This is a genomic window from Clostridium guangxiense, assembly GCF_021043395.1.
Lineage (GTDB): Bacteria > Bacillota > Clostridia > Clostridiales > Clostridiaceae > Clostridium_S > Clostridium_S guangxiense.
Map to the genome: position 1 here is coordinate 66,200 of NZ_JAJNKE010000015.1, position 20,161 is coordinate 86,360.

16 protein-coding genes and 1 other annotated feature are annotated in these 20,161 nt (G+C 30.5%); of the genes, 2 read left to right on the forward strand and 14 right to left on the reverse strand.

The genetic code is table 11. The features are described from left to right. Positions 1-115: 115 nt before the first annotated feature. Positions 116-1,084 (reverse strand): Gfo/Idh/MocA family protein, encoded by a 969-nt coding sequence (locus tag LQK79_RS10635; RefSeq protein WP_053241729.1) that lies wholly within the window; start codon positions 1,082-1,084, stop codon positions 116-118. Positions 1,085-1,259: 175 nt separating this feature from the next. Continuing rightward, a complete protein-coding gene (locus tag LQK79_RS10640; protein ID WP_231016517.1) occupies positions 1,260-2,381 on the reverse strand; it encodes a ribose-phosphate pyrophosphokinase in 1,122 nt (373 codons plus the stop codon). 337 nt (positions 2,382-2,718) lie between these two features. On the opposite strand from LQK79_RS10640, the gene LQK79_RS10645 reads away from it, so the two are divergent. Then, positions 2,719-4,734, forward strand: coding sequence for a methyl-accepting chemotaxis protein (locus LQK79_RS10645; RefSeq protein ID WP_231016518.1), 2,016 nt, complete (start codon positions 2,719-2,721; stop codon positions 4,732-4,734). 100 nt (positions 4,735-4,834) lie between these two features. Here the strand turns inward: LQK79_RS10645 and LQK79_RS10650 are convergent, their stop codons facing one another. From LQK79_RS10650 to LQK79_RS10700, 11 genes are all read right to left on the reverse strand, one after another. After that, a complete protein-coding gene (locus tag LQK79_RS10650; RefSeq protein ID WP_231016519.1) occupies positions 4,835-5,467 on the reverse strand; it encodes a DUF3793 family protein in 633 nt (210 codons plus the stop codon). 202 nt (positions 5,468-5,669) lie between these two features. Continuing rightward, positions 5,670-6,749, reverse strand: coding sequence for an iron-containing alcohol dehydrogenase family protein (locus LQK79_RS10655; protein ID WP_231016520.1), 1,080 nt, complete (start codon positions 6,747-6,749; stop codon positions 5,670-5,672). Positions 6,750-6,858: 109 nt separating this feature from the next. Next, positions 6,859-7,114: a binding site (T-box leader), on the reverse strand. Between the two features lie 75 nt (positions 7,115-7,189). Continuing rightward, positions 7,190-8,035, reverse strand: coding sequence for a lecithin retinol acyltransferase family protein (locus LQK79_RS10660; protein WP_231016521.1), 846 nt, complete (start codon positions 8,033-8,035; stop codon positions 7,190-7,192). Positions 8,036-8,294: 259 nt separating this feature from the next. Further along, on the reverse strand, positions 8,295-10,475 hold the full coding sequence (locus tag LQK79_RS10665) for a methyl-accepting chemotaxis protein (RefSeq protein WP_231016522.1): 2,181 nt from the start codon (positions 10,473-10,475) through the stop codon (positions 8,295-8,297). Positions 10,476-10,679: 204 nt separating this feature from the next. Then, positions 10,680-11,840, reverse strand: a complete 1,161-nt coding sequence (locus LQK79_RS10670; protein WP_231016523.1) for an iron-containing alcohol dehydrogenase — start codon at positions 11,838-11,840, stop codon at positions 10,680-10,682. Positions 11,841-12,061: 221 nt separating this feature from the next. Further along, on the reverse strand, positions 12,062-13,903 hold the full coding sequence (locus tag LQK79_RS10675; protein ID WP_231016524.1) for an ABC transporter ATP-binding protein: 1,842 nt from the start codon (positions 13,901-13,903) through the stop codon (positions 12,062-12,064). Next, positions 13,904-15,625, reverse strand: coding sequence for an ABC transporter ATP-binding protein (locus LQK79_RS10680; protein WP_053241722.1), 1,722 nt, complete (start codon positions 15,623-15,625; stop codon positions 13,904-13,906). An 88-nt stretch (positions 15,626-15,713) separates the two neighbouring features. Then, on the reverse strand, positions 15,714-16,205 hold the full coding sequence (locus LQK79_RS10685; protein WP_331000665.1) for a GNAT family N-acetyltransferase: 492 nt from the start codon (positions 16,203-16,205) through the stop codon (positions 15,714-15,716). A gap of 12 nt (positions 16,206-16,217) precedes the next feature. After that, positions 16,218-16,643 (reverse strand): MarR family winged helix-turn-helix transcriptional regulator, encoded by a 426-nt coding sequence (locus tag LQK79_RS10690; protein WP_231016525.1) that lies wholly within the window; start codon positions 16,641-16,643, stop codon positions 16,218-16,220. A 174-nt stretch (positions 16,644-16,817) separates the two neighbouring features. Continuing rightward, positions 16,818-17,720 (reverse strand): 3'-5' exoribonuclease YhaM family protein, encoded by a 903-nt coding sequence (locus tag LQK79_RS10695; RefSeq protein ID WP_231016526.1) that lies wholly within the window; start codon positions 17,718-17,720, stop codon positions 16,818-16,820. 38 nt (positions 17,721-17,758) lie between these two features. Further along, positions 17,759-18,361, reverse strand: a complete 603-nt coding sequence (locus LQK79_RS10700; protein ID WP_231016527.1) for an FMN-dependent NADH-azoreductase — start codon at positions 18,359-18,361, stop codon at positions 17,759-17,761. A 227-nt stretch (positions 18,362-18,588) separates the two neighbouring features. On the opposite strand from LQK79_RS10700, the gene LQK79_RS10705 reads away from it, so the two are divergent. Beyond that, entirely contained in the window at positions 18,589-19,053 is a 465-nt protein-coding gene (locus LQK79_RS10705; RefSeq protein WP_231016528.1) for a GreA/GreB family elongation factor, read from the forward strand. A 163-nt stretch (positions 19,054-19,216) separates the two neighbouring features. Here LQK79_RS10705 and LQK79_RS10710 read toward each other — a convergent pair whose 3' ends face one another. Next, a complete protein-coding gene (locus LQK79_RS10710) occupies positions 19,217-20,128 on the reverse strand; it encodes a sugar ABC transporter substrate-binding protein (protein WP_331000667.1) in 912 nt (303 codons plus the stop codon). Positions 20,129-20,161 lie beyond the last annotated feature (33 nt).

The window sequence follows — 20,161 nt, forward strand, 5'->3', positions numbered from 1 at the left end:
TGGCTGTTTATGATAAATTTAATTCTTTTCTATAAAAAAATGTAGATGGATTTATATTTTTTATTAATATTCCATCTACACCTTAATTATTTACTATTTTTTAAACATATAATTATTATTCAAAAGGATATTTTATTTTCCACTGCTTTCTAATTGCATCCATTATATTCATTACATCAACAGATAAATTTAAAGTATTTTCATTGAATTCATTACTAATGCAGCTATTTATATATTCAATTTCGTAATTTAACGCTTTTGGTTTTTCTCCAACCTGCAAAACCTCTGTTCTGCCATCATTGTAGTTTATAACCGCTTTGTCCGCTCTTGGAAAATCCTCCACAGTTATATATCCTAGATCTCCTGCAATAACCCCTACTTTAGGCATTTTTGCTCTCATTGTAAGCGAAATAACTGCCATCTCATCCATGGAATTTTTAAGCACTATTCCAGACTCTTCATCTACCCCTGTTTCAAACTTTTTCACTGTAGTCAAAACTTCATTTGGATTGCTTGATAAGAAATATCTTGCAAATGAAAGTGCATATGTTCCAATATCTAAAAGAGCACCTCCTGCTAATTCTTTATTAAAAAATCTACTTTTTACATCATACTCTTTACAGCTTCCAAATGAAACCTGAATCATTTTAAGCTTTCCTATTTGCCCAGATGCAACAATATTATGCAGCTTTTTATATAATGGCATATGATATATAGTCATAGCCTCTGCCAGAATTAGTTTATTTTTTTCTGCTAAATCAATTAATTTTTTAAGCTGCTTTCCGTTAACAGTTATAGCCTTTTCACACAGTACATTTTTATTATTTTTAAGGCTCTCCATTATGTAGTAATAATGATTACAATGAGGAGTTGAAATATAAACCACATCTATTTCATCGTCTCTTAACATATCCTCGTAATTACCATAAACCTTTTTTATATTATAACTGTCAGCAAACTTCTTTGCTCTCGCATAGGATCGTGATCCAACCGCATATATTTCCGCATTACTTTCCATTAAAGCTCTAACAAACTCTTCTGCAATATTTCCAGGTCCTAATATTGCCCATTTTGCTTTACTCATCTCTTCACCTCATTCATTAAATTTATTAACTGTTCAGAAAATTCAATTCGTTATATTTCATGATAATTCAAGTTTATGCTTCCGTCAATACCATTTACTGTAAATAAAAAAAACTAGGCAATTAAATTACCTAGTTTTTTATCAAATTAACTTTACTTTTATTATACTTATGTATTTATTTATTTGCTTTATTTTTTAGAAGTTCCTGTATTACATATGTTGCATCCATAAATTTAGCAATTGATTGATCCTTATTTAATCTATTTATTATTCTTGCTATAAACTCTGACATATCAACGCTTCTAAACCATTCAGCCTTTTTAAGCTCCGGTGATATGTATGTTAAATTTGTGGAGTAAACTCTAGTTATTATACCATTATCATAATACTTCTGGAATTTTTCCAGGCCTTCAGTAAAAAACGCAAAAGTAGTTGCAATATAAACATTTCCTGCTTTTCTTGATTTTAATTCTTTTGCTATATCAAGAACTGATTCTCCAGATGCTATCATATCATCAACTATTAAAACGTCTTGATTTTCAACATCTCTTCCCATATACTCATGTTTAACAATAGGATTTTTCCCATTTACAATAGTTGAATGATCTCTTCTTTTATAAAATAATCCAACATCTACACCAAGTACACTTGAATAATATATAGCTCTATCCATTGCACCTGTATCTGGACTTATGACAAGCATATTGTCTTTATGTATTTCTATGTTTTTTTCTTCTGTTATAATAGTTTTTAAAATATCATATGTTGGGTATAAATTTTCAAATGACAATAATGGAATTGCATTTTGAACGTTTGGATCATGGGCATCAAAGGTTAATATTTCTTGTACTCCTAATCTCTCTAACTCTTGAAGTGCTAATGCACAGTCTAAAGATTCTCTTCCTTTTCTTCTATGCTGTCTTGATTCATATAAAAGTGGCATAATAACTGTTATTCTTCTAGCTTTTCCTCTTATAGCAGATACAGTTCTTTTAATATCCTGAAAATGTTCATCTGGTCCTTTGTGATTTTCAATTCCAAACATGCTATATGTACAACTATAATTTCCTATATCACAAAGTATATAAATATCTTTTCCTCTGACCGATTCAGTAAGCTTTACTTTTCCTTCTCCATTAGAAAAACGAATTTCTTTGGCTGGCAATAAGAAAGTTCCCTCTGCCTTTCTTCTTGCTTTAATTTGTTCATTAATTTTTTCCCCTAGTTCCTTGCAGCTCTCCAATACAATTAAACCCAATTCTCCATTAATATGGGTAAACATTTGACTATTACTCATTTTTTTCCTCCATACATCATTTAAATTTATTACACATCTTTTGAGTATTTTACTTAATTAATTCTAGATATACAATTCAATTATGTCAATGGTTATTCTTGCAATAATTATATTTTTATTTATTTTATATTACTATAAACGACACTAACAAGAATAAAGAGAGAGCTTTAGCACAAAAAGTATCAAAATGTGCCCAAGTTTGCTGTAAAAAAGCAATCATATTTTGATACTTTTTGTATTTTTTACAGTGTTTTATATTTGAATAAGTAGTATAATTATAATGTAATTTTATAAAATTTTAAATATTCATCTTGTTTAATAAAAGGAGATATTAATAATGAAAAAAAAAGCAAATAATTCTATAAAGGTAAGGATTTTATTCGTACCTATTATCATGATGTTTGTAATTATAGTAGCTATAGCTTCTGTATCAATAGGAATAGCTAAAAATAAGCTTTTATCTCAAATGGAATCTGATGGAATTAATATGGCAAATCAAATATCTAGGGATATGGGGAGAAACAATGCCTCAATAGATACCTTAAATGAATCCATTGAGGACAAAATTAAAACTCTCGGAACATTTATAAACGCAAACAAAAATATCATAAACAATAACTATCTAAAAACTCTAGCAAAACAATTTAACGTAGATGAAATAAATGTTACAGATACATCAGGTAAAATAATATATTCAAATCTAGAAAGCAGTTTAGTATCAAGTCCATTTGGCAGTAAAGATATATGCTATCCTGTTCTAATAGGTGAAAGAGAAGAATTAATGGAGAACATAAGAAAAAGTGTTGACAATAATAATTATTATAAATATGGATACATAAGAAATTCTAGCGGTGGCCTTGTCCAAATAGGAATTCTAGCAAATAAGGTACAAAAGTTGACAGATGATCTTAGATCTCAAGCCTTAATAGATGATGTAGTTAAAGATAAATCCATAGTATATGCTTTATATATGAATAAAGATTTAAAAGTAGAAGCAGACAGTAATAAAAAAGAATTAGGAAAAACTTTAAAAGATGCTGGAAGCAAAACTGCTATATCTACTGGGAAAATATACGCTTCTCAATATACCGATTATGCTACTCATGTTTACGATATAATTGTACCAGTACACAAAAACGGACAGCTAATTGGCGCTGTAGACATAGGTATGTCAATGAAAAATGTAGAGACAACAGTTTATAAAACTATATTTATTATAACTTTAATATCCATTATAGCTTTTATTTTATTCTTATTCATGCTTGTTAAAATATCACAAGGAATAATCGTCCCTTTAAAAGATTTAGTTGGTGTTTCAAAACGAATTGCCGATGGAGAATTGAATAACGAAATACAAGTAAACGCCACAGACGAAATAGGCTTACTAGCAAGTTCATTTAAAAATATGGCAGAAAATTTAAAGAATACTATCTCAACTATAAAAAATGAAACCTTAAGAGTTAATAAAATGTCATCAGAATTAAATTCCAACTCTGACAACATGAAAAATGCCTCAAATGAAGTTGCAAGAGCCATACAAGATGTAGCTCAAGGTACTACCGAGCAAGCAAATAACCTTGTTGAAATATCCAATACAATATCTGAATTTGCAAAAGAGCTTGATACTATGAATAATAAACTTTCAAAAGTTAATGAAAGTTCAAACATCACAAAGAATAAGGCAAATGAAGGTAAAGATGAAATAAACACACTCTTCAATTCTATAACTGATGTTAATAAAGCTTTTGAGACAGTGTCAGAAAAAGTAGAAAACTTAAACTCCAGTGTTTCGAAAATTGGAGAAATAACAGAAGTAATAAACGAAATATCAGAGCAAACCAATTTGCTGGCCTTAAATGCTGCAATAGAAGCTGCACGAGCAGGAGAAGCTGGAAAAGGCTTTGCAGTAGTTGCTAATGAAGTTAAACAGTTAGCAGAACAGTCAAGAAAATCTGCTGAACAAATACAAAACCTTATCACCAATATAATCGTGGAAACAAAAAATGTAATATCGACCTCAAACAATGTTAAAGGAGCTTTTAAAACTCAATCACTTACTGCAACAAATACAATTTCGGCCTTTGAATCTATGCTATCATCAATAAAAAGCGTAACTCCTTTAATAGATGATACATATAAATCTATAGAAATAATTATGAAATCAAAAGAAACTATTTTGACTAAAATTGATTCTCTTACAGCAATATCAGAGGAAACTTCTGCATCTTCTGAAGAAATATCAGCATCATCAGAAGAGCTATATGCATCTTCTGAGAGTGTATCCAATTTCGCTAATAATCTAAATGAAGTTACAAATAAACTTAATGATGAGGTAAATAGATTTAAAATTTAATTTAAAACACAGCTTTCTTTAATACCATTGGCTATGTTTAAAAAATGTTGATATTATACGTTTAAAATCCATTAATGGTATAAATTTTTATTGACCTTTTTTAGAACATAGCCTTTTCATAAAAAGCATTTTTTATTTTCATAGCAAGCTCACCAGATAAATTTCCTTCTAGCATCTCATTAATAGTAAACTCTTTTACCTTATCAAGTTTACTAATAATTGCCTTTGCTCCATCTATATCAGAATATACCTTCCAGTAACTGCACAGCATACATTTTTTATTATCTAATCCCATGAAAGCTTTAACGTCTTCTAAAGGAATTCCAAGAAATATTCCAAGTTCATGTGGGCAATGGCATTTTTCATATCTATTTTTAAGCTCATCTAAATAATCATCAATTTCTGTAGTGCAAGAATAACCTAATTCTATTAAAAAACATATACATGATGTTGATGTTAATTGTTTCTCTAGCAAATATTTATCATAAATGAAAATTATAATTAAGCTTTCATTTTCTCTCAAGCTAATATACTTTAAATTTATGCTTTGGAGAAATTGAGAACCAAATTTAGACCAAGTATAATAAAGTTTATTATTATTTTTATTAATAGTAATTGTAACTGCTGGTTTTATCCCAGCTATTACTGGTGAAGAATAGTATACCAAGAAATTTTCTATATAGTCTTGATTATACATAAAAGCTAATTCTTTATATACGTTAATATAGTTCATAGCATGTCACCGCCAAATTAGTAATTAGGCTTTACTTTAAATAACTGCTCTTTTTTTATACTTATTTAAAGCAAAGCTTCCTTTAGTATGGACTAATATGAACGTTTGTATACTCTAAAAAATACCTGTCCCTCTCTCTTCATATTTATAGTTTTGGAATTACTAATCCACTCAGAAGGACCTGCTTTATAAGAACTTAAATTTATTGCCCCCTTGATACCTTCTCTAATTCCATTATTGCATTATATATCATTTCCCTTGTTATCTTATATGGAACATGCTTTATATCTCCTGTTTCCATTGCTTTATCGAGCACCTTGTCAAGATCCGTTTCTTCAACCTCAATATCAGCCAAACGAGTTGGAAGTCCAATACTCTTATTAAAACTATAAACTCTATCACGCTCTTCAAATTGTTTATCACATGTGAGCATAACTAAAACACCATAAGAAACCACTTCACCATGTAAGTGATTTTTTTCTATCTTCTCCAATGTAGTACAGCCATAATACACAGAATGTGCAAGACAGCTATTATAATCATTTATTACGAAAACTGAGACAAGTCCCGTAGTAATTATTATGTTGAGAATTACCTGCTCTAATTCATATGATACTCTATTGTTTTTTACATCTTCATAAGCTTTTTTACCATACTTTAGGAGCGGTTCTACACAATTGCGGCTTATATCTACACCTAAAAGATTAGTGTGATCAAGCTCATCTCCTCTTGATGAAAATGTACATTCATATTCTTTGGACAATGCATCCCCTATACCTGCCCAAATAAAATGGCTTGGTGCTTCTGCTATTATTTTAGTGTTAATAAAGCAATGTGTTGCAGGTTTCTTTGGAAAATACAGTTCCTTAAATACATGGTTTGAATTATAAATTACTGTTGTGGCTGTTATGGCTGCACAATTTGAAGCTATTGTTGGAAATACAAACAATGCCTGTCCTGTTTGATCGCACATTGTTTTGCTTGTATCCACGCTTCTTCCTCCACCAACTGCAAATATCATATCCGCCCCTGCAACTACTGGATTTTTCTTCAGCATCTCTACATTTTCATATGAAGAATCTCCCCCAAACCATACAAAATCTAATATTTCTATATTAGAACCTTCAACCCCTTCCAAAAGCGCTTCTTTGGCCTTTTCCATTGCTGTTTTTCCACCTACTACTACTGCCTTTTTCCCATATGGTTCACAAATTTTAGGAATTTTCTTATAAACATCCTCCCCTATACTATAACTTGGTAAAAATACACTATAACTGCTCATTTTTTGCCCCCCAATTATTCGTTTTCGCCTTTTTTTAATAAGTGTAAAATCAGCACTTACTTAAAATGATAGCTTTATTTTATAAAATAAAAAGACTTTATCTCAATTGTTTAGAGACAAAGTCTGAAATCTGCGGTACCACTCTATTTGCTACTTAAAAAGTAACCCCTCAAAATATCTACGGGAAAACCCCTTTAATATCTGGCAATATAACGGTTGCTGCCGGCCACACTTACACAATAAACATATCTTCAGTGGACTACTCATGAGTGATTTTCAATTTTTTCACAAATCCCATCTCCCAGCAAATGATGAGTCTCTTACTAAATGCTACAAAACCTACTTTTCTCAATCCTAGTATTTACTGCTTTAACTTGTTAATAATTATATTCCTCATTTTTTATGCTGTCAAGAATTTTAATTTAAAAAACAACTAAATTCTAATAAAGATTTTTACTCGGTATTATTCCTGTATCTGCATATTGTTTAAGCAATTGTATTTGTGATCTACTTAGGCTATCAATTTGGTATGACTTAGCATTATCGGTCTTGCACCACACTGCAAAATGCTCACAATTATTAGTAATTAAATTATAATTCTTTTCTCCTAGCCTAGATTTAGCCCTTTTAACTGTAGCATCTGGTGAAAACTTAGCATCATTTCCAAAGTCGAGAACAAAATATTTGCCTTTTGGAAAATTCTCTTCCATATTTCCTATCTCAATTTTAGCATTTTTCATAGTGCCATCTGAGCTGCTATAATGTATTACTTTATTATCACCAATGTAAATTCCATAGTGCTCATACTGATATATATCAAATTTATAAGCAGTACCAACTATATCTCCATATTTAGCTTCTCTATTTATTTTTGTAGGTTTAGGAATGTTCTCATTACTTACCTTAAACTGAGTACTTACACTTTTATATAGTTTTAAATTATCACTGTGAACACTTTTTGAAATGTCTAAAGTGTATTTTTTACCTGGAACATACCCTCCCACAGGTGGATTAATTAACAAGGCTTTCTTGTCTTTTCCAAGGTCAAGGGTTATATTAACAGAATTGCCTTTGCTATCTTTTATCGCAATTCCCTGTTTAGTACTATCATCAAAAGATATCTCTTTATTAAACACAATTTTTAATAGCTTCTTAGCATTCACCGTTTGATTATTCTGTACTTCAGCAGCTAAAATGCTTTTGTGGCTTAATGAAAAGTAAGCGCCTGATATAACTAAAACTACTATTATTAAAGCTAATCTTCTAAGTAACTTACGGCTTTTCACTAAAATTCTCCCTTCATTAAAAGTGTATTTATTAAAGTTTAATCCTTTTTAAAATGCTTGTCTATTATTTAATATAATTTTTAAGCACTTATTTAAGGTAGTTTAGTGGCACCGAAAACTTTAAGTTCCATTTTATGCAAAACACAACAGATTCATAACTATATTAAATGCTACTGCCGCCCCAACAGAACCCATTCCAACAATTACTACCTTGCTTTTTCCTATCGCCATAAAATATCATTCTTCTTTTTTATTTTATCTATATAACTTTAAAGGCACCTACCATTTCTTGAAGATTATTAGATGAATACTCCAAGTTATCTGTTATATGCTTAAGTCGTGTTGTATCATTTAACATATTTTGAAGTAATAACAAAGATTCTTCACTTCTACTTGCACCTTTTTCTGTTCTCTTATTTATTTTATCAGCTGATTCATTTATGCTTATAACCATATTGTTGACGTATTCGCTTTCCTTGTTTGTTATGAATAGCATTGTATCCATATTTTCATTTATATCTTTTATATTATCCGTAATGTATTTAAATGAATTTATAGTGTCCTTTACACTAGCAGTGGAATCTGATACTTTTGAATCAATATTACTAATTTCATTAAACGTATTATTAGTTTCCCTTTGAATATTTGAAACTAGTTCGCCAATAGACTTTGTTGCCTCTTCAGTTTCAACTGCGAGCTTAGATATTTCACTTGCTACTACTCCAAAGCCTTTTCCAGCTTCTCCAGCTCTAGCCGCCTCTATGGTTGCATTTAAAGCTAACATCTGCGTTTGCTTGCTTATACTATTAATTGCTGTTACAACATTAGTTATAGACTTTGAATGGTTTTGAAGCAAAGTTATTTTCTCTAAAGATATTTTCATACTTTTTTCCAGATTATTTATGGAATTAAGTACATTATTTGAAGAATCATTTGCCCTAAATGCGTATTCACTAGTATTAACGACCTTTCCAGTCACCTCATTAACAAGACTTCCTGTTTCCTGAATTGCTGCCGAAAGTTCGTTAATGTGCTCTTTAGTTCCTTGAAATGCATCGTTCTGACTTTTGGAAACTTTTACTAAGCTGTCGACGGTTTTTGAAATTACTTCCATACTATCTTTGATACTACCTGTTAAATTTGCCACCATCCCAATAGAATTTATAGATGTTCTAGAAGAAGTGTCAACTCTCTTTATCATTGTCATTTGGTTATTAATAAATTTATTAAACCATCTAGAAAGTTCTCCTATCTCGTCATAGGAAAGCTTGTCTACTCTTTTTGTTAAGTCCCCTTCTCCCTCAGCCAAAGCATGCAATATATCTACTGTTCTATTTATTGGTTTAACAACAAGTTTTTGTGACACTATATAGCTTACAAGAGTTATCACAAGCCAGGTAATGATTGAAGCGATTCCTCTTGAATTCGGCTTTAAAGAATTTATAAAAATGCTTGCTATCATAACTACAGCTGCTGTAACTGATACTATTAACGGTATCCTTAGATTTAAACTCTTAAAATTATAAATTTCTGCTATGTCACCTTCACACATCATTCCCCATGTTTCATCGCTATATGGAGGATTTATCAAAGTTCCTTTTCCTCCGACCATTATATGTCTATAATCAGGATAACCTGGCCAAGTATCTAGATTTTCTCCATTTTTAATTGTGTTTTGCACACCAATATGTAATTCCTTTGTTTTAGGATCAGTAAATCTAACTTCAAATTCCGTATGCTTTTTTATCTTTACCATTCCCCATTTAGATGTTTTAACTCCATCCTTAAGATTATCTCCCTTAGTAAAGGTATCATCTTCAAATCTGCTTCTAGAAATAGCAGTTCCAGGTAATATGTTTCTGCTATTTTTTATCATAAATAAATAATTATCACCAGAATCCTTATATACATGAGTATCTTCATATTGAATTACATTACTCATATCATCATTAAGCACTCTTCCCATTAGAATCCTTTTCTCACCTGAAAAGCTTAAATACGGAACAGAAAACATAAGAGTTACTTCATCTGCAAACTTCTTTTTAGATAAATCTATATCCAACGTATCTTTATCTTCATAAGGTCCATACATATATTTTGCATTATTTATTCCCTTTTTAAAATTAGGAATCCGACTCATATTATAGCCTACATGCTCCTTATATGTAGAATTTATTACGATACCATTACTATCCAATATTAAAAATTCGCAAAAATTTTCATACTGCTTCAATTTAATATTAATCTCCTCTGAGAGTTTAGTATCTTCTTCCTCAATATTTTTTATTATGTTACTGGTATTTTCTAGCTGCACCCATATATCCTTAAACCAATTATCCAAAGCTTTTTTTCTGCCTTTAGATATACCTTCAAACACTTTTTCTGACTGTTTCTTTATTTTTCTATTCATTGCATACATAATTCGCAATTTTACTGTCATTAATATCCCCCCTAAACTATTCCATAACGAAAACTAAGGTATTTAATAACATTTTAATAGAATAAGGGTTAAAGTTCAATATTTGTTTACAATTAATATACTTTCATAAAAATATACTAAAATATTGCCATTATTTTTGTTGATTTGCTCTTGATAAAAACAAAAAGACGCACCAATATAATTAATTTGATGCGTCTCTTTATCCTAAATACACATTTCTAAAATTTTATATACATCATCTGGGCTCAATGCAACATAAGCATTTTCTAGTCTACCATGCTTAACTGCCCCTTCAGCCATTTTCCTAAAGTTTGATTTATCAATTCCAAGTTTGCTTAACGTCATCGGAATACCACAATCTTTAAAGAATTTCTCCGTGGCGTCTATTCCTGCATTTGCAAGTGCGAACTTATCTTCACTTGGTTTTATATGCCATACATTAACTGCATAGGAATCAAATTTATCTACTGTTACTTCATTTAAAATATATCTCATCCACCTTGGTGTTACTATTGCAAGCCCTACACCATGTGTAATATCGTAAAATGCGCTTAACTCATGCTCAATCGGATGACAAGTCCATCCACCAATTTTTCCACTTCCACAAAGTCCATTAAGTGCCATGGAACTTGCCCACATGATATTAGCACGTGCTTCGTAATTTTTAGGCTCTTTTAGTGCAATAGGACAGTACTTTATACAAGTTTGAAGTAAACCTTCTGCAAATTTATCCTGTACAAACGCATCTTTTGTTTTACTAAAATATCCTTCAATTACATGTGACATAATATCAGCACAGCCGGCTGCTGTTTGGATTGCTGGCACTGTATATAAGTATTCTGGATCTAAGATAGATGTCTGCGGTATCATATTCCAAGCTGCTGTTCCAAGTTTTTCATTAGTATCCATTTTGGAAATTACTGCATTTTTATTCATTTCAGAACCAGTTGCAGCCATTGTTAAAACTGTTACTATAGGTAAAACCTTTCCTATTTTAGCTGGTGTAGTAACTACATCCCATGCATCTCCATCATAATAGTACGCAGCGCCTACTACCTTTGAGCAGTCAATTGTACTTCCACCACCTACTGCCAAAATAACATCAACCTTATTTTCTCTGCAAAACTCTACTCCACGTCTTACTGTTTCAATTCTTGGATTTGGCTCAATGCCGCTTAATTCTACGATATTGAAATCTTTTAATAAGTTTTGAATTGTACCATAAATACCATTTCTCTTAATGCTTCCTCCACCATAGGCAAGTAATACGTTTTTGCCATATCTTTTTAAAACCTCTGGTAAATTAGCAATTTGTCCTTTTCCAAATAACATTTCTGTGTAAGCATTAAATTTAAAATTATCCATTTTTATTCCTCCTTGCAAATTGACAAACATGTATCTTTTGCTCAAATTATTAAATTTCTTTTATTTAAAACAAAGCTTCCTTTAATATGTTTAGATATATTTAAAGTATACACCTTAAAGTTAACTCTAAGTCAATACCAGTCTAAAAATTGCAAAAGCATTAAAGAATAAAAACGCCCTGAATTTCTTCAATGCGTTTTTTATGTTTTTAAGTTTTATTATTAGGCTTCTTCACTATTTTTAAATTGATTAAAATACATATGATAATACTTACCCTTTTTAGCTATAAGCTCATCATGGGTTCCCATTTCAGTAATTGTTCCATTATCTATAACCATTATTTTATGAGCCTCTCTTATGGTACTCAATCTATGAGCTATAATAAAGCTAGTTCTTCCATCCATTAGCTTAAGCATAGCTTCTTGTATCCTTAATTCTGTTCTAGTATCAACACTGCTTGTGGCTTCATCTAATATCAATATAGATGGATTTGTTAAAATTGCTCTTGCAATAGCTAAAAGCTGTCTTTGCCCTTGACTTAAGTTTGAACCACTTTCAGAAAGAATTGTATCATAACCATTTGGTAGTCTTTTTATAAATTCATGTGCATTTGCCATTTTGGCTGCCATTTTAACCTCGTCATCTGAGGCTGCTAAGTTTCCATATTTTATATTTTCCTTTATAGTTCCTGTAAAAAGATAAGTATCTTGAAGCACTATACCAAAACATCTTCTAAGGCTGTCGCGAGTAAAGTCCCTTATATCTATTCCGTCTATAAAAACTCTTCCTTTAGTAACATCATAAAATCTTGTAAGTAAATTTACTATTGTAGTTTTTCCTGCTCCTGTAGGTCCAACTAGTGCTATAGTTTCTCCTCTCTTTGCTTCAAAATTAATATCTTTGAGTATATCTATATCTTTTCTATAACCAAAATATACATTTTCAAATTTAACGTCACCTTTTATTTTATCAATTGTTTTGGAATCAGCTGCATCTTCAGTTTCTTCATTTTCATCTAATATTTCAAATACCCTTTCAGCACCTGCTACCGCTGATTGAAGAGTATTAAATACATTTGCCAAATTATTAAGTGGTCTTACAAATTGTCTTGAATAGCTTAAAAAACTTGCAATAACTCCAACGGTAATCATATCTTTTACTGCCAAAACTCCGCCTATACCTGCAACTGCCGCAAACCCAATATTATTTATCACGTTCATTATCGGCATTAAAAATCCAGAAAATATTTGCGCTTTTAATCCAACTTCACACAACCTATTATTTATACTATCGAATTCTTTAATAGTTTTTTCTTCATGATTAAATGCCTTTACTACATGAATTCCTGATATATTTTCCTCTATATGACCATTTAACCTTCCAAGTTCCATCTGCTGATTTTTAAACAATTTTCCAGTTTTTCTCGCAATACTCTTTGTAAGCAAAAAAACTAATGGAACTGTAATTAAGCTTGCAAATGTAAGTATGGGACTAAGTATTATCATCATAATTAGCGAACCAACTATAGTTATAACTCCAGACATAAGTTGGATGGCAGATTGAGATATAGTTGTACTTACATTATCTATATCATTTGATAATCTGCTCATGATATCTCCATGTGAATTTGTATCAAAAAACATTACTGGCAGTTTTTGAAGCTTAAAAAATAAATTATCCCTCATATTTTTAACAATTCTTTGGCTTGAACTTGCCACTAAAAATCCTTGAATTAATGTTAAAGCTGCATCTGAAAGATATGATATAGTAAGCGCTAATATCATTATAGTTAGAAGATTAAAATCCACCCTTGATCCCTTTAAGGATATAGCATCAACAGAGCGTCCTATAAAATAAGGTCCAAAAAGAGTTACAGCAGAATCTATTATAACTAATAGAAAAATTATCATAAGAGTTTTCCTTTCAGTTCCAAAATAACTCCACAATCTTTTTAATGTATCTTTAAAGTTTTTAGGTCTTTCTACAGGTCCCATATTTCTTCTTCCGCCTCTAAACCCTGGTATCGGCACTCTTACATTGATATTGTTTTTGTTATCTGCCATTTACATCATCTCCTTTCCAACTTGAGAAAGAAAGATGTCCTTATATATTTTGCAGTTTTCCAAAAGTTGTTCATGTTTTCCTATACCTTTTATTTCTCCATTATCTAAAACTATAATTTTATCTGTTCCCATTATAGAAGTTATCCTTTGGGCTATTAAAATACAGGTTAAATCTTTTGAATACTTTTTTAACCTTTCTCTTATTTGTACCTCTGTATCAGTATCAACTGCACTGGTAGAGTCATCCAAAATCAGTATTTCAGATCTTTTTAGTAGTGCTCTTGCAATGGATACACGTTGTTTTTGTCCTCCAGAAAGATTAACGCCTCCTTGTCCAATTTTAACTTCATAGCCTTCTGAAAGTCTTTCAATAAAATCATGTGCCATAGCAGCTTTTGAAGCTTCTTTAACTTCCTCAAAGGTTGCATTTTCGTTTCCCCACTTCATATTTTCCATTATGGTACCAGAAAACAGCAGTGCTTTTTGAGGAACTACAGCAACTTTATCTCTTAAATATTTAAAATCCAGTTTTTTTATATCTACTCCATCAATTTTTATCGTTCCACTTGTAATATCATAAAATCTAGGAATTAAGTTTACAAGCGTGCTTTTCCCTGAACCAGTTGATCCTATTATTCCAACAGTTTCTCCTTTGCCAATATTAAAAGATATGTCCTTTAATACTGGTTCTTTGTCTTTATTGTAGGAAAAAAATACATGTTCAAAATCAATTGTTCCTTTTTGAAAAAATGTAGTAATTTCTTTTCCATTTGCCATAGAATTCTCTTCTAAAAATACTTCACCTATACGTCGGGAAGATGCTTTAGCTCTCACAAACATAGTGAATACATTAGTAACCATCATTAAAGAAAACAAAATTTGTGTCATATAGTTTGTAAACGCTATTATCTCTCCAACATGCATACTTCCTCTATTTACATTTATGCCGCCTATCCACAAAACCATGACAATACCAAAGTTAACCACTAATGCAACAGCTGGAGTAAATACTGATGTTACCTTCATCGCTGTAGTAGAAGTTTTTGTAAACTCATCATTTTTAATTTGAAACTTTTCTACTTCATAATCAAATCTATTAAAAGCTTTAACTACTCTCACTCCAGACAAATATTCCCTCATAGCTGAATTTACATTATCAAGAGTCTTCTGCATTTTAACAAAGTATGGATATGCAAATTTCATATTTGTGTAAATCAAAACTGCTACGATAGGTACAACAATAAATAAAATTATAGAAAGACGAAAATTAAGCCTAGCGGCCATTATTATGCTTCCAAGCCCTACGAGTGGCGCTTTTACAAATATTCTCATAAGTCCGTTTACAAAGTTTTGAACTTGCGTTACATCATTTGTAAGTCTTGTTACCAATGAAGCGCTTTCAAATTTATCAATATTTTCAAAAGAAAGACTTTGTATCTTTTTAAATAAGTCACTTCTCATTTCTGCACCAAATTTCTGTGAAACATTGCTAGATATCACATTTCTAATAGAAGCCGCTAATGCTCCAAGTGCTGTAATAAGAAGCATAACTCCACCCATATACACAACATAATTAAGACTTTTATTTGCAACACCTTTATCTACAATTTTAGACATTATTGTAGGTTGCATTAGATCACACACGGCTTCAATGGTAACGAAAAAAACTGCTGTAAAAAATCCCTTCCAATACTTATTAACATAAACTTTTAAATAAGGCATAATCTCATCCCCTTTTCCTATAACAAATGCATAATTATTAGTTCAGAAGTAGTATAAAAAATATTATAGCGATATTTGTTAGTAAATACTATAATACCTTCTCATAACAAAAAAATGGTTTTTCTCTTCCCAAGAAGTATATTTCTCCAACAAAATTGTAATTACATTTTCTAATTAAATCATTCATTTTTGTGTTTATTGAATATGTATCGATTTTTAAATGTTTTATGCTATTTTTTAGTGCGAAATCATCAGCGAATTTCATTAATTCAGTGCCAATTCCACTTCTTCTGCAGTTTGGATTAACGGCCATTCTATGAACAACCATGGCATCTTTATTTAACAACCAATTTAGTTCATTATATTCAATTGGTTCTATCTTATTAATGCATACAAACCCTGCCAACTTTCCTTCTCTATCTACTGCAAATAGTTCTCCTTTTTCAATATCACTCATAAAATCTTCTTCCCTAGGATAATTTTCATCCCATTGAGTGTTATTATAATTACGCATTTCTTCAATAGTTGCTTTTATAACTTGCATAATATCTCTTATATCTTCTTTAACTGCTTTTCTCACAATAATAGCCTCCTAAAATTTTTTCACTTCTTTCCAATTACTTTCAATATTTTTCCTCATTTTTTTAACTAATTCATAAACTAATTCTTTTTCCTTTTCACTAAACTTATCAAAACAAACCCCAATATTTCTATTTTCCTCATCAATAATAACCGAATATGTTTCTAATGCTTTTTTCTTTGGATAAAGCCTCCACATTCGCTTATCAATCTCATCCTTTTCTTTGTATATGTATCCTGCATCAATAAGCTTTTGTATAGCCTTTGTTGTTGTAGTTTTATCTACCTTTAAAAGATTTGATAAATCGACTTGATTAATTCCGTTATTTTCACATATTCTTGTTAGAAATGTGAATTGACCTTTTTGCAATTTTAATTCCTTAAACTTCAAATCACTTATATAGCTAATGCATCGCGACAAAGTACCTATTTCTCTCAATATATAACTGTCTAAACTATTAATATTTTTTCACCTCCCTTCACTAAATATAGTTGAACCTTCAACTAATTACTTTTATGTTAACACAATATAGTTGAAGGTTCAACTAAAATTTATATATAAAAAAGTTTGCAAATAAATTCTGAAATCTATTTACAAACTTTAACTTTGTCGTTACAAGTACAATTTTCTTTCAATTCTTTTATCAAATTCCGACCAGTTATCAGGCTCCGTTTTATCTTTAATCTGAGAAATTTTATTCATAGTAGCATCTATAGAATCAGCGTAATTAACTATAAATGATTCCTCCATGTTCATTTCCCTTGGCGAGCCATATTCAAGCTTTCCATGATGTTGAACAATACATCCCTTTATTCTGTTAACAAAATCCTCTGGATAAAGTTCTAAATTTTCTCTTACAGCTTCATCCACAAGTTCTACGCCAATGACAATATGTCCTTCCATTTGTCCTCTCATAGTATAAGTAAAAGGTCCATCATAATCATACTCATAAATTTTACCAACATCATGAAGTTTGGCTGCTAGTACCGCTATTTCGGTTCTTCTGCACTCATATTTTTCACAAAGTCTAGCAGTTAACTGCATAACATTTAAAGTATGCTCTGCAAGCCCTCCTATATAATTATGATGCATAGAAACCCCACCTATTCCTCTTTTAAATTTATCTAAAAAGACTTCATCCTTAAAAAAGTGATCATCTAGAGCTTTTGCTTCCTTTGAAAGTATATATTTATTTGTATACTCTTCAATATCTTTCATAATATCTTCAATAGGTCGTTTTACTGTTGGAAGATAATCCGATATATTATATTCCGAAATTACGGTATATTTTTCAATATTTAAGTTTGCAGCCTTAGTTCCTTGAATTTTTATTACTATTCCCGGTTTAATTCCCCCATCTTTAACAGGCACGCTAACTTTTATTTCTCCACTTTTGTCAGCTAATATACATACACTTCTATCTGTATCCCTAAATAATACTTTCATTACCATTAATGATATTGTTATATTATCTCCGCTTTTTAAATCACTTAAAAACTTTTCTTTTGTACTCATATATTCTCCTCCAAAGTTAGCTTTTAATTTAATAAAATCTAAAAGTTTCTTGCCTTATTTTGAGCATTTTTGATTGCATTTTGAACAATTGCCTCCACATCCTCACCAATAACATCTAATTTTTCTGCTGCTATTGTTGTAAAATCGGTTATTCCTAAGAATCCAAAAATAGTCCTCAAGTATCTATCTCCCATCTCATACGCCTTAGTTGATCCCTCAGAATATTCTCCTCCTCTTGCAACAATATAAACAGCTTTCTTACCTTGGCACAGTCCGACTGCTCCATCTGCTGTATATTTAAATGTAATACCTGTGACACATATATAATCTATATATGCTTTTAATATTGCAGGAAAACTTAGATTCCAAAATGGGGCAGCAATTATATATTTATCTGTCTCTACAAACTGATATGCGTACTTTAAAATCGGATGATTTTTACCTTCTCCTTCTTTAGGAACATGAAGACTAACTCCTTCTTCTGTCAAAAAGTCTATACCCTCTTTATACAAATCTAAAGTTATAATTTCATCATCAGGATTGAGTTTCTTGTATTGCTCAATAAAACTATCTGAAATTCTAAAGGTCCTTGATTCTCCTGGCTTTTTGGCATTTGCTTTAATATATAGAACTTTACTCATACTAACCTACCTCACTTTAAATTTAGTTTTAAATGCTAATAATATTATTATCATTTACTAGATTTAAATGTATGCTTTTTTCACTTAGTAATTTCAAAAATAATTGCATTAAACTTTTTATTTTCAAATATGTTTAACTTTATTTATTCAGTGATTTATTGTATTATATTGTATAATATTAATGTAACGCACAGTAATTCGCTTTGTTTTAGGAGGTTAAGTATTTTATGAATAATAAATTGACAGAAGAGAATATACAAAAATTAAAAGAAGAACTAGACTATAGGATGACTGTAAAAAGAGCTGAAATAGCAAAAGAAAAATTAATAGCTGCCGCACATGGTGATAGATCAGAAAATGCAGAATATAAGGAAGCTTGTGCAAACTATAGAGAAAATGACAATAGAATTCAATATTTAATGACTATGATTTCAACAGCAACTGTAATAGATGATAAAGACATAGATAAATCAACATTAGGAGTTAATCGTAAGGCAAAAGTTAAATTCATAGAAGATGATGAAGAAACTATTGTAACGCTAGTAACCACTATAGACTTAGAACCTGAAAATATGTGCATAAGTATAGAATCAGATTTAGGAAAGGCATTGCTTGGAAAAAAAGTCCACGATATAGTTGAGGTTGACGCTCCAGGAGAAAAGTATACAGTAGAGGTACTCGAAATATTATAGATAGAATATAATATCCTATTGTCAGATAACGTTAAAAGCTTAAGATATTTCAATCTGTTTAAGCCGCACGAGTTATTGAAATCTCTTAAGCTTTAATATTTGTCGCTTAGATTTATTAATTTTATTTAATATTTCAAAATATTACTGTTTAGCATTATTTTCGTTATATTCTTTTTTCATAAACATTGATATTGTTTTTGTTAACCTCATAAGTTCCAGTATCCGTATATTTAATAACTGATTTTCCTTGAAAAATATCAACTAAGAAAGCAAGTGCCATATCTCCCCATGAGAATGCACGCTGCGCTATGGCCGCCTTAATATTTTCACTTCTAATAAGATTAGCTATATTCTTTGTAAAATCAACAGTTAAAACTTCAAATTTAGGATGATGTTTTTTTACATAATTACCGTAGGCAACTCCCCAATTTGCATCTGTAGCATATACTAATTGAACATTGGGATGCTCTTTATTTATAAATACCATTAATTTTTTCATCTCTTCTTCAGAAGGACTGCTTGATATACTTTTCGTATACACTTTAATATTGGAGTTTTTCTTTAATTCATCGATAAATCCTTCTGCACGCTTTTCAATTGAACTAATTTTCATGTCTGACCATAAACCAACAACAACCTCACCTTGATTGTTTAAAAGCTGCTTCGCTGTTTTGGCGGCATTTTTACCTAGTTCAAAACCATTGGTTTCAATCAAAGTTTCATATTTAACGCCGTCTAATGCAGAATTAATAAATATAATCTTTATACCCTTTGCCTCTGCACTTGCTAATATCTTACGAATTTCAGGACTATCAATTGGGCTTATTATAATTGCATCAAAAGACCTATTAACAAAATCCCTTAAGGCAGTAAGCATCTCACGTGAACCACCTTCCCTAGATTTTGGAGCAAAGGTTTCAACATAAAAATTAAATGCCTTTGCTGCCTTTTTTGCTTCTCTGGCAGTAGGTTCCCAAAATTCACACTCAACATCAAAGATAACAGCAATTTTTTTCTGTACATTTTCTTCACTCGTATAATATAGTTGTACCCACCAATAAAGATTAGACCAAATCTACTAACGGATGTTTATAATAATATTTTTACT